The 11770-nt window shown below is 51.6% G+C and carries 13 protein-coding genes; 9 read left to right on the top strand and 4 right to left on the bottom strand.

What is annotated here, in order from left to right; translation table 11 throughout:
* Nucleotides 1-58: 58 nt before the first annotated feature.
* The 4 genes from FIU95_RS09665 to FIU95_RS09650 all read right to left on the bottom strand — a co-directional run bounded on the left by FIU95_RS09665 (nt 59) and on the right by FIU95_RS09650 (nt 3433).
* Complete coding sequence (locus FIU95_RS09665) at nt 59-1006, bottom strand: IS30 family transposase (protein ID WP_152450975.1); 948 nt, start codon at nt 1004-1006, stop codon at nt 59-61.
* Between the two features lie 214 nt (nt 1007-1220).
* Nucleotides 1221-1673, bottom strand: a complete 453-nt coding sequence (locus FIU95_RS09660; RefSeq protein WP_152453576.1) for a hypothetical protein — start codon at nt 1671-1673, stop codon at nt 1221-1223.
* 437 nt (nt 1674-2110) lie between these two features.
* A complete protein-coding gene (locus FIU95_RS09655) occupies nt 2111-2542 on the bottom strand; it encodes a hypothetical protein (RefSeq protein ID WP_152453575.1) in 432 nt (143 codons plus the stop codon).
* A gap of 471 nt (nt 2543-3013) precedes the next feature.
* Nucleotides 3014-3433 carry a YbaN family protein gene (locus tag FIU95_RS09650; protein WP_152453574.1) on the bottom strand — a complete coding sequence of 140 codons (420 nt, stop codon included), beginning with the start codon at nt 3431-3433 and terminating at the stop codon, nt 3014-3016.
* Nucleotides 3434-3921: 488 nt separating this feature from the next.
* Between FIU95_RS09650 and FIU95_RS09645 the strand changes: the two genes are divergently transcribed.
* The 9 genes from FIU95_RS09645 to FIU95_RS09605 are packed head-to-tail and all read left to right on the top strand — an operon-like array spanning nt 3922 to nt 11768.
* Entirely contained in the window at nt 3922-5064 is a 1143-nt protein-coding gene (locus tag FIU95_RS09645; protein ID WP_152453573.1) for a 4Fe-4S dicluster domain-containing protein, read from the top strand.
* Nucleotides 5061-5537 (top strand): cyclic nucleotide-binding domain-containing protein, encoded by a 477-nt coding sequence (locus tag FIU95_RS09640; RefSeq protein ID WP_152453572.1) that lies wholly within the window; start codon nt 5061-5063, stop codon nt 5535-5537. The genes FIU95_RS09645 and FIU95_RS09640 overlap by 4 nt, the downstream gene beginning before the upstream one ends.
* The gene (locus FIU95_RS09635) at nt 5534-6352 is read left to right on the top strand and encodes an FAD/NAD(P)-binding protein (protein WP_253869032.1); all 819 of its coding nucleotides are present in this window, start codon (nt 5534-5536) and stop codon (nt 6350-6352) included. The genes FIU95_RS09640 and FIU95_RS09635 overlap by 4 nt, the downstream gene beginning before the upstream one ends.
* Nucleotides 6328-7152, top strand: a complete 825-nt coding sequence (locus FIU95_RS09630) for an oxidoreductase (RefSeq protein WP_216646331.1) — start codon at nt 6328-6330, stop codon at nt 7150-7152. The genes FIU95_RS09635 and FIU95_RS09630 overlap by 25 nt, the downstream gene beginning before the upstream one ends.
* Nucleotides 7153-7167: 15 nt before the next feature.
* Nucleotides 7168-8478, top strand: a complete 1311-nt coding sequence (locus tag FIU95_RS09625; RefSeq protein WP_152453571.1) for a Ni/Fe hydrogenase subunit alpha — start codon at nt 7168-7170, stop codon at nt 8476-8478.
* Nucleotides 8456-8941: a hydrogenase maturation protease gene (locus FIU95_RS09620; protein ID WP_152453570.1), complete on the top strand. Its 486-nt coding sequence runs from the start codon at nt 8456-8458 to the stop codon at nt 8939-8941. The genes FIU95_RS09625 and FIU95_RS09620 overlap by 23 nt, the downstream gene beginning before the upstream one ends.
* Before the next feature lie 15 nt (nt 8942-8956).
* Nucleotides 8957-9229, top strand: coding sequence for a hydrogenase/urease maturation nickel metallochaperone HypA (locus FIU95_RS09615; RefSeq protein WP_152453569.1), 273 nt, complete (start codon nt 8957-8959; stop codon nt 9227-9229).
* The gene (gene hypF / locus FIU95_RS09610; protein WP_152453568.1) at nt 9219-11519 is read left to right on the top strand and encodes a carbamoyltransferase HypF; all 2301 of its coding nucleotides are present in this window, start codon (nt 9219-9221) and stop codon (nt 11517-11519) included. Before FIU95_RS09615 ends, hypF begins: the two co-directional genes overlap by 11 nt.
* Before the next feature lie 6 nt (nt 11520-11525).
* Nucleotides 11526-11768, top strand: a complete 243-nt coding sequence (locus FIU95_RS09605; protein ID WP_152453567.1) for a HypC/HybG/HupF family hydrogenase formation chaperone — start codon at nt 11526-11528, stop codon at nt 11766-11768.
* The last annotated feature ends 2 nt before the right edge of the window (nt 11769-11770 follow it).

The raw sequence follows: 11770 nt of genomic DNA, 5'->3' as shown, positions 1-11770 counted from the left end.
AATTTTTTGAGAGGAAGTGAGAGCCAATAAAGAATAAATTTTAATCGCTGAGTTCAGCCTAGATTGCCAACATAAGTGACACACGTTTACCCGCCAAAAATTCCAGCGGGCTCAAGTAATTTAGTACTTTCCTAGGTCGAGTATTGATTCGAAACACTGCGTCATCAATACGGCTTTTTGGTATCTTGCCAATTTCCACTCCTTTTGGGAAGAAGCGCCTCAAAAGGCCATTAGTGTTTTCGTTCAGCCCGCGTTCCCAAGAGTGGTAAGGTTTCGCAAAATATATTCTGCATCCTAGCTTCTGCGCAATCGATTGATGACCTGCAAATTCTCCTCCATTATCGAAGGTGATGGTTTTACAGATGGCCTGATATGGCTTCAACATCTGCTTGATCGCCCGGCTCACTGTTTTCTTGCTCTTATTTGGGACTCTGCGAGTGAGCAATAATTTGGAAACTCGTTCAACCAGTGTCACCAGATAGCCATCTTGACCATAAACTGTATCGCCTTCCCAGTGACCGATCTCAGTGTTTTCATCGACAATCGCAGGTCTTTGATCAATATCTATGCGCTCTGGAATAAGCTTTACGCCTGCCTCGGAACCTGCCCGTTTCTGATAAGGTTTGGCTTTCCTTGGCAGACGTGACCTCCAGTTAAGTCGACTGACCCAGCGGTAAATTGTTGAACAACTAACCGTTTTCGCACACCTCTCAAGCTGCATTCGCCCAGCGATTTGTTCAGGACTTGCATTTTTCAGCTGGTGGTCGATTTGTACCTGCATGGCAAAGTCGAGCTTGGTATGTTTAATAGCTCCGTGCCGTCGTTGCAGTGCCTGACGGTGGGCACTCTCGGCACAGTAAGGGCTGTAACGACCAAGCTCACGAGAGATAGTCTTATTGGATCTATTGAGGCGTAGTCCAATGGCTCGGGCTGAATAGTTCTGCCCATTAAGGACCTCAATCTGGTATCGTTCTTTCAAGGTCAGCTGGTTGGTACGGGTTCCCATGAGGTTCCTGGCTTGTTTGTGTGGAAGCTTACTAGCCTACAACCAGCTGGCCTCCTTCGCTATCGCCAAGTGTGTCGGTTATTGTGAGAATCTAGGCAGTACTCAATGATTTTATCCATTGGCTTGTGAGTGGCAGGATAATAAGCTTGTAAATAGAAGGGGCAATTCGCCCCTCCTATTCAGCCAAAAATGGCATCATTTAGCGCTGTAAAACTCAAGAAGCTTGAATTGAGGTTTTGCTTTGATGCGCGTTCGACTTGGGAACCTGTACTCTATATTCTGGGAACATATTTACGGTAACAGTAAAGTCGCACTTAGTAGGGCCGGCAACATGCTTCAGACCCCACCAGTATTTTATTTTAACGGTTTCGCCTGGGGCGATGGGGTGGCCGTAGCTTACAAAGCCATCTTCTATTGGAGTACCAGCTGAATTACACAGGTAGGCATCCCAGGTCATACCATTGTCATCGAGATCCAAGAATACCTTGGCGTCGAGGATAGGAAATTTTCCGGTGTTTTTGAGCTCTATAAGCCCCTGAATATAACTTCCTTCAGTGGAGTCCTCGATACCAGTCCATGCAGCCCAGTGAAAACTGGTTGCCTCAAGACTATCAGAAATAAATGGCTTATCCGTATCCCAACCTTCAACATGACCAATATTTGACATGATTAATCCTTTTCTTCAGAAATATCATTAAAAAATTAATGACTGCAAGTGGGTACCGCCTATTTTTAAAACGAAAACCTGGGAAGAGGGGAAAGTAAAAGTAATAACAAATCAAAAAAATACGAGATGTATATTATGGGCTTTACCCTAAGATCCCTGCTAACTGTGCACCCCTTGGCGCACAGGCGGAGTATCGGGGCCATAAAAGCCGATATCAACCCCTTAAATATTAGATGCGTGATAGTTACGAGATGAACAACGCCAAAATTTTTAATGGGGATAGTATGTATGCCAAATAAAAAAATCTTTAAGCAATTGTTTCGCATTGTGCTCACAACAATTGGTCGTCACAAAGGCTGGCTAGGTTAAAGTAAATTCCACCAAGGTTTTCAGGGCTATGTTTTTATAAGCATAAAAGGGTAGAAGTGGAGCGGCTATTATTTTATATATCGAAAAACTTTACGATACCTAAAGATAATAAACCAAAGGAATAAGGCAAGTGGTGTAATCATCAATACGGCCATTTGATTTTTTAATACCGCCATATTCATTGTGATGATTACAGTCCCCAGCTTATAAATGTCGGTTGCAATGATTACAGGCAGAAAAAACGCCCAGAATCTTGCGTTGCCTATTTTTTTGGCAAAAGCCAACCCAAAGAAGCCTACAAAATAAGTGGTATAAATGATCAAGCTGGCGATTAACCACCAGATCGGCTGATTGTACTCATTATAAGCAAAGGCTTCATACTGAGATGTCAGTTCTATCGGAACCAGAAGGAAAAACAATACCTTCCAGAGCACACTTGGCTTATAGATTAAAGATCCATTACCAAGAGCACTATCTGGGGCCCGGTAGAGTTCATGCATGAAACATCCCTATTATTATTACTTTGCCGCTTGTAAATCGTTCACTAGAGATTATCTTGCCAGCCCAAGATTCTCGAAGCTCTCCCGATAAAAGAGGCCAGCTAAGGGGCGCCGCAATCAACGAGAGGGCGCAGAGGATATTATGATCCCAGGCAAAGTCAACTAATTCATCCGTCATTTTTATGACATTGCGAAATCAACCTGAAAACCACATTTTTTAGTCGAATTCATACCACTTGAATGCGGAAAATTAGAGGATAAAACAGGGCAATACCCACTAGGTGGTAAATTTCTGTGATGCCAAACGCAAAGCTGCGGTTTGACCTTTGGTGACACAAGGTGTGTTCACATAAAATTTTTATCTTTAGTGCTGTCAGTTATTCATTTTATGGGAGTACTTTCCCTTAAGCCGTTTAATAATTTAAAGGCAAAGAATACTGCAAGATTATTATGCTACAGGGCAGTATCGGATTATTGCTCTGCTGGTTCAGGCCGACTCCAAATCCAAAACAACCCGCAGCCCATGCCACCAATAGCGAAAAACAGTAAATACAGATTGGCGATATGATGAATAGCCAGTGCCATAGAGAGAGCCATAGTCAGGGTAGCCAACAGCTTGGTTCTTCTGCTGATATAACCACTGCGCCAGGTTCTTAACAGGTGCCCAAACAAACGATGGTCTTCAATCCACTGGTGCATCCGTTCAGAACTTTTTGAGGCCGCCCAGGCACCCACAACAATGAATACCGCAGAAGGTAATCCCGGTAAGATGGCGCCAATGATTCCAACAAGAATAAAGAGACAGGCTACAGCTCCCCAGAGCCAGCGTAGCCACCCTTTGGCCAACTGAGGGGTAGCCATGTCAGGTACATCTTCATTACGTTGACTCAACCTGGATCTCCAGTTTGTAACCCACTACACAGATAAAAGAACAGTCACCCGCTCACTATATCAAATGACCCGCAATGAGTGACAGCTGAAACAAGCGCATTCTCAGCCAGCTTGACAGTTATCGCTTATATGAACCTTAAGATTGAATAGGTTATTTTAAGTAACACCACTACGGAAATTAAAATGTGTCACAGAAACCACCATGTGACTAACCTAGTGATTGGTCTCATCCGATAAGCCCTGTCGGTTTCGGGTTTTCTGAAAATTATCTGCCCTAAAGAAAGTAACGCCTAAAAACGCCCACACACGCCTGCTCTTTAAAAGAGAATAGGTATATTGCCATCTTTTCCAACCCCTGATAGCCCGTTATAGAAAACACTTCCATCAATACATGATGCCTTCGAGTGATCGCGGCTTTAACACTACACTCATTATCAGTACTGACATTGGCACCCAATCTTCATATATAGATATGAGCAATAAGCACTATGGATTATCGGCTGCAAGCGCCCGACCTGGAGTGCCTCATTCAAGCAATCCGCAATCAGGGCTACCTACTATATGGGCCCACTCTAAACGACAGGGCCATAACCTACGGTGAGATTCACTCGGTCTCAAGCCTCCCGCAGGGATGGACCGATGACCAGCAGGCAGGGCAGTACCGGGTTAAGCGCCGGGGGGACAAAGCCTATTTTGGCTATGCCGTGGGACCACATTCCTGGAAGAAATATCTGCAATTGCCTCGCCGGCCTGTTTGGAAGGCAGCCAGGCAAAATCAAGCTATAGAAATTATTGAGGTTCAGGAGACAGCTCCAAAACAGGCGTTCCTGGGAGTGCGCAGCTGTGAGCTGCATGCAATCGCCATCCAAGATCGGATCTTATCTCAGGGGGATTACCACAATGAGAGCTACCGCCAGAGGCGGGCGCAGTTGTTCACTGTTGCGGTGAACTGCACCTCGGCGGCAGATACTTGCTTTTGTACCTCTATGAATACCGGCCCCGAGGTCACTTTGCCCAGCGACCTGACCATGACAGAGTTGATTGAGGGAGAAGAGCATTACTTCGTGATCAGAAGTGGCTCTGAAGCCGGTACAACAATTATGGAGAAACTCCCTTTACGCCCAGCAAGTGAGGAGGAACGAAAGCTGGCAAAAGGAAGGGTGGAGGGGCTAGCAGAGGAGATGCGGCGCGGACCGCGCCACTTCGATAGCTCGGATCTGAAAGAGCTGCTTTATAGAAACCTCGATAGTGCCAACTGGGAAAAGGTCGCGGATCGCTGCCTGTCCTGTGCCAATTGCACCATGGCCTGCCCGACGTGCTTTTGCTCCACGGTTGAGGACACCACCGACCTCAGCGGAGAACATGCCGAGCGCTGGGAGCGTTGGGATTCCTGCTTTACCGCAGACCTCAGCCATATTACCGGTGGCTCAGTGCGCGCCGATACCCGCTCCCGTTACCGGCAGTGGATGACTCATAAGCTGGCCAGCTGGCACGACCAATTTGACAGCTCTGGTTGCGTAGGCTGTGGTCGTTGCATCACCTGGTGCCCGGTGGGTATCGACCTCACCGAAGAGGTACGCGCTATTCGAGCCCTGGATCAAACACAGACGCGCAGCCAGGAGAAGCCATGAAAACCATTGCCGATCTGCTCCATGAGCACCCCTTCTTTCGAGGTTTGGCGGAGAGTGATCTGCAGTTCCTGGCCTCATGCGGAGAAAATTGTGTCTACCACAAAGGTGACTATCTGGCGCGTGAAAACAGCCCGGCAAACCACTTTTTCCTGATTCGCAGTGGCCGGGTAGCAGTGGAAACCTTTGTTCCCAATCGCGGCCCTCTGTGTCTGCTCACGTTGCATGGCGGTGATATTTTCGGTTGGTCCTGGCTGTTCCCGCCTTATATTTCGGCCTTTGATGCCCGCGCTCTGGAAGATGTCCGCAGTCTGCGCCTGGGCGGGGAGTGCTTGCGCAACAAATGCGAACAGGAACCCAAACTAGGTTTTGAGTTAATGAAACGCTTTGCGCGGATTGCCACCGAACGGCTACAGTCCGCGCGCATCCAGTTGCTGGATATTTATGGGCCAGATCATCAGGGCCACCCAGCATGATTCCCACCGTTTACCGGGTAAGCGAGCGGAGCGTGGAGTATCCGGGGACTTTCACCTTGAAGCTGGAGGTCGGTAACCCTGAGCCGGATAAGCTGCCGATGCGTTTTGCGCCCGGCCAGTTCAATATGCTGTACGCCTTTGGTGTAGGGGAATCGGCCATTTCATTTAGCGGACTGGGAAGTGGCGACGGCAAACTCATTCACACCATACGCGCACAGGGGAATGTCACTCGCGCTTTAGAGCGTTTAAGGGCGGGGGACTCCCTGGGGGTTCGGGGGCCTTTCGGAATCGGCTGGCCGCTACATGCCACGGTCGGTAAAGAGGTTCTGATTCTTGCCGGTGGCCTTGGTCTGGCACCGCTTCGCCCAGTTATCTATGCCGGACTACTGGAGCGCCTTGCGGCAACCAGGGTACGCCTCTTTTACGGTGCCAGGCGCCCAAGTGAGCTTCTTTACCGCGAGGAGTTGTCACAGTGGGGGCAAAAGCTCGATCTTGAAATTTCTGTGGACCATGGCGATGGCACCTGGCCTGGGCATATCGGTGTGATTACCGATCCTCTAAAAGCGGCACAGATAGATGGCGCCAATTCGGTGGCCTTCCTGTGCGGCCCGGAAATAATGATGCGCTTCTGTATCCAGGTCCTGTTGAGCAAAGGCGTACCCCCAAACTCAATCTATCTATCGATGGAACGCAATATGAAATGTGCCATCGGCCTCTGCGGACACTGCCAGTGGGGTCCAAACTTTATCTGTAAGGATGGCCCGGTCTTTTGCTATGAGGATATACGCCCATGGCTGCAGATTCGCAGCTTATAGCTCGGCAGCCCCATAAACCCAAGCTGGCGGTATGGAAATTCACCTCCTGCGATGGTTGCCAGCTCAGTTTGCTGGATTGCGAAGATGAGCTGTTACTGTTGGGGCAGGAAGTGGAGATCGCCTATTTCATGGAGGCCTCCAGTAAAGTGGAAGAGGGGCCCTACGATATTTCCCTAGTGGAGGGGTCCATCACTACCCCCGCCGATCTGTTGAGAATCCAGGAGGTGCGACGCCAGTCAAACTTCTTAGTGTGTATCGGCGCCTGCGCGACTGCCGGCGGTATCCAGGCACTGCGCAATTTTGCCGATGTCGTCGAGTTCACTTCAGCGGTTTATGCAGAGCCCATCTATATAAAAACACTAAAAGATTCCACGCCAATTTCCGCCCATGTGCCGGTGGATTTTGAATTGCAGGGCTGCCCAATCAACAAGCTGCAACTATTGGAGGTCATCAGCGCTTTCCTGAATCGCCGTGCCCCCCAGGTCTCCGCCCACTCTGTGTGCATCGAATGCAAACTTAAAAACAACATCTGCGTGTGGGTGGCCCATGGCACCCCCTGTATGGGGCCGGTGACCCACGCCGGCTGCGGCGCACTTTGCCCGAGTTACAACCGCGGTTGCTATGCCTGCTATGGCCCCAAGGAGAACCCCAATGGAGAGTCCCTGTGTCATTGGTGGGAGGAAAAGCTGGGAGCTGACAGGTCAACCGTTATCGAAAACATGCGCAATTACAATGGTTTAGCGCCACACTTTAAAGCAGTTAGTGAGGAAAAAGAGCGGGGACAGAAGGGTAAATCCTGATGGATAGGGAAGCCAATGGCCGGTAAAAGCAAGACTATTAAAGTCGACTATCTGGCACGGGTAGAGGGCGAGGGCGCACTCTATATTCGCTACGACGATCATGGTGTGCACGAAGTACAGTTGAAGATTTTCGAGCCTCCCCGGTTCTTTGAGGCCTTTCTTCGGGGCCGCGACTACACAGAGGCACCGGATATTACCGCCCGTATTTGCGGCATTTGTCCGGTGGCTTACCAGATGAGCGCGCTGCACGCCATGGAGAATGCACTGGGCCTTATGCCCACCGAGCCCCTGAGGAACCTGCGCCGCTTGCTTTACTGCGGTGAATGGATCGAAAGTCATATGCTGCATATCAGCATGTTGCACGCACCGGACTTTCTCGGTTATCCCAATGCCGTGGCTATGGCCAAAGATCACCCGCAAGTCGTGCAACGTGCCCTGGAGATTAAGAAAACAGGTAATGCCCTGGTGCGCCTGCTTGGAGGCAGAGAAGTCCACCCCATTAATGTACGCGTGGGGGGCTTTTATCGGGTGCCAAACCGGGAAGTCTTCCAAGCACTGCATCCACAGTTGATAGAAGCCCGTATTCTGGCCGAGCTAATGGTCCGCTGGGCGGCAGGGCTGCCATTTCCCCATTGTGAGCAGTCCTATGAGTGCGTCGCCCTCTCCAGCCCCAGGGAATACCCTATGAATGAGGGCCGCATTGTTTCCAATCGAGGGCTGGATATTTCGGTACAGGACTACGAAAAACATTTTCGCGAACAGCAGGTGCCTCACAGCACGGCGCTGCACAGCGTGTTGATAGAGCGGGGCGCTTATCTTGTGGGCCCGATGGCGCGTTACAACCTGAACTATCCCCAGCTCTCCGAAGGGGTGCGAGGCCTTGCCGAGGAGCTGGGGTTCAAAGCGCCCTGTAACAATCCCTTCAAGAGCATTGTTGTGCGTTGTCTGGAAGTGCTCTATGCCCTGGAGGAGGCGCTGCGGCTGATTGATGGATTTCAAGCGCCCGATGAACCCTACCTGGTAGCCGAACCAAAGGAAGCCAGTGGCTGTGCCGCTACCGAGGCGCCGCGAGGGCTGCTCTACCACCGTTATGCTATTAATCGCGAAGGTAAAATTACGTTTGCCAAGATCGTCGCTCCCACCTCACAAAATCAAAAAACGATCGAGGATGATCTGCGCCTGATGCTGCCCAAATTTATGCATTTGCCCGAACAACAATTACAGGGTTTATGTGAGCGCGCCATTCGTAATTACGACCCCTGTATTTCCTGCTCAACCCATTTCCTGCAGCTACATTTGCAACATGAAGCAAAAAGAAACTCCTGAGCGTTGGCTGCTGGTCAGCCTTGGCAACCGCTTCCGGGGTGATGATGGAGTGGGGCCCTATCTACTCGACAGGCTGCGCAGCCAGTTAAAAGAAAATGCAGATTTTCTGGAGAGCGGCAACGATATGGTAACCCTTGTGGGACGGTGGAAGGATCGACAGGTCTGCCTCCTGGATGCGGTTTTCTCAGATGAACAACCATCGGGCGATTTAATTCGTGTCAATGGCCTGGCTGATGTGATCGCACCCAGCGTCTGCACGACTTCCAGCCACGGCTTTAATCTGAGAGAGGCCATCGACTTGGGTAAAGCACTGGACTCACTGCCTCGTCGATTGGAAATTTTTGCGATCTGTGCACAGAACATTACCTGCGGTGATCATCTCACTGCCGAAGTGAAGTCCGGCGCCGAGCGCGCCGAACAGGAACTACTTGCGTTTCTACAAGCCGATACCGGTGAAAGCTGACAACGGAGGTCAGCCATGCACGAACAATCCCTGATCAGCAACCTGATCGAGAAAATCCAACAACTCGCCGATAACGAAGGCGCCAGGGTCGTGGGCGCCAAGCTGCGTTTGGGTGCCCTTGCCCACATATCCGCGGCTCACCTGCGTGAACACTTCGAACAGGCAACTTTTGGAACCCCTCTGGAAGGCCTGCAACTGGACATCGAAGAGCACACAGATATTCACCATGCCGAGGCACAGGACATCATCCTGGAAAATCTGCAATTCGAGGTCAGTGATGGACAGTGAACGTCGTCGAGTCGCCATCAAGGGGCTGGTCCAGGGAGTGGGGTTCCGCCCATATATTTACCGCCTGGCACTGGACTGCCAACTCACGGGCTGGGTCGCCAATCATAGTGGTGGACTGCAACTAGAGGTTGAGGGAGAAACGGCAGGAGTTGAAAAGTTTTTACAGCGTTTGCCTTTGGAAAAACCACCCCATAGCCTGATTCTCAATATTGACACCGAAGTGGTTCCAACTGAAGGCGGCAGTGGATTTCAGATACGCGAAAGTACGGTTGCCTCAGAACAAACTACCATGGTGCTACCGGACCTGGCCCCCTGTAACTTCTGCCAGGCCGAACTGCAGGATTCACGCAACCGACGGCACAAGTACCCCTTTATCAACTGTACCCACTGCGGCCCGCGCTTCAGCATTATCGAAAAGCTACCTTATGATCGCGCAAACACGGCCATGCAGCAGTTTACTCAATGCCCGAAGTGTCAGGCCGAGTATGCCAATCCTGCTAACCGGCGTTTTCACGCCGAACCCAATGCCTGTCCAGACTGCGGCCCGCAACTGCAGCTCTGTGATGCCAAAGGCAAAATCCTTTACACCCGCCAGGCAGCCCTGAACGAGACGCTCGCAAGTTTGGCAAAAGGGCAAGTAGTAGCGCTAAAGGGAGTGGGGGGATTTCAGCTGTTGGTTGATGCCGGTAACCGACATGCCTTGGAGCTACTGCGTAAACGCAAGCAGCGCCCGCACAAACCTTTTGCACTGCTCTACAGCTCCTTGTCAGCAGCGCGTCGGGATTGCCGGATCTCCGAACTGGAAGCCAAGCTGCTCACATCACCAGCACGGCCCATAGTGCTGCTGGAAGCCAAACCGGAAGCGAGTGACAGGGTGCATGAGTTAGTGGCACTGGGCTCACCAGACCTGGGGGTGATGCTGCCGGCCTCGCCGCTACACCTACTGCTTGCAGAAGAGTATGCCGCTCCGTTAGTGGCCACCAGTGGCAATCTTGCCGAGGAACCAATCTGTATTGAAAACACAGAGGCGTTGCAGCGCCTCGGTAAAATTGCCGACCGGTTTCTATTGCACAACCGTCGTATCGTCAGGCCATTGGATGACTCGGTGTTGCGCGTGATAGAGAATCGCCCACTAATGTTGCGCCGAGCGCGTGGCTACGCGCCCCTGCCGATCACCCAGGCAAAGTTGTCACAACAGGCCGTGGCGGAACCCTACCTGGCGCTTGGCGCCGATTTAAAAAATTCCGTCGCTTTGTCACACAACGGTTGGATTTATCAGAGCCAACATATTGGTGACCTGGGCAGCGCCACGGCAATTGAGCACTTTGATCGGACCATCGCGGACCTCACACGCTTACAGCAACACCGCCCACAAACCCTGATACACGATCAGCACCCGGGCTACAGCTCCCATCGGTGGGCACTCAAGCAGCGGGCTCCACGTCTGGAAGTGCAACACCATGTGGCCCATCTATTTTCCTGTATGGCTGAACATGGCCACAGCGGCGCCGCGCTTGGTGTTTGCTGGGACGGCACCGGCTTTGACAGTAGTGGCGTAGTTCGAGGAGGGGAATTCCTCCTCTGGGATGGCAACACAAAAGTGGAACATGTCGCCAGCCTGCGCACATTCCCGCTGCCGGGCGGTGAAAAAGCCGTGCGCGAACCGAGGCGGGCTGCGGCGGGACTGCTGTATGAAATATCCGGATACGTAGCGCTACAACACCAGCTACTAAAGCGCTGCTTCACCCGCAGCGAACGCCGCAACCTGGTTACCATGCTGGAAGGGGAGGTCAACAGCCCTCTGTGTAGCAGCGCCGGTCGCCTATTTGATGCAGTGGCTGCACTACTGGGTCTCTGTAGCCAGTCTAGTTTCGAGGGACAGGCCGCACTAGCACTGGAATATAGCGCCCGCGGAATTCAGAGCGGCGACAGCTACCCATTCGATCTCTATCGACGTCGAAACAAATGGGAACTGGACTGGGCACCCTGCATCGGTGCATTGATACATGATGAAGGCAAGTCACTGCCGCAACGGGCTGCGGCTTTCCACACTACTCTGGCCCATATGATTCTGGCGGTGGTTCGCGAAGTGGGTGAGGCAAAGGTTTTTCTCTCCGGTGGCGTTTTCCAAAACCGACGGCTAGCAGAGAGCACCGCACTGCTCCTACGCCAACAGGGATTTACCGTGCACTGTCACAGCCAGATCCCCCCAAACGATGGCGGCATCGCCCTGGGGCAACTCCATTATGCCCACTGTATGGCCGCGGCTGGTCAGCCAGTGGGAGGTTAAAAGCGCATGTGCTTAGGTGTTCCCGGCCTTATTGAAGAGATTACAGGTGATTCTCCTCTCGAGCGCCTGGGCAAAGTACGATTTGGCGGCATAGCGCGGCAAATCAATTTGTCTCTGGTTCCCGATGCCGGTGTTGGTGATTATGTGATCGTGCATGTGGGCATCGCCATCAGTCAAATAAGGGAAGAAGAAGCCGCACAGGTTTTTCGCGACCTGGAAGCCTTGGATGGGCCCAGCGGCCAGGAGTGATG

The sequence above is a fragment of the Microbulbifer sp. THAF38 genome, assembly GCF_009363535.1.
GTDB lineage: Bacteria > Pseudomonadota > Gammaproteobacteria > Pseudomonadales > Cellvibrionaceae > Microbulbifer.
Note: the sequence above shows the minus strand (reverse complement) of the source record. Positions and strands in the feature narration are given on the sequence as shown.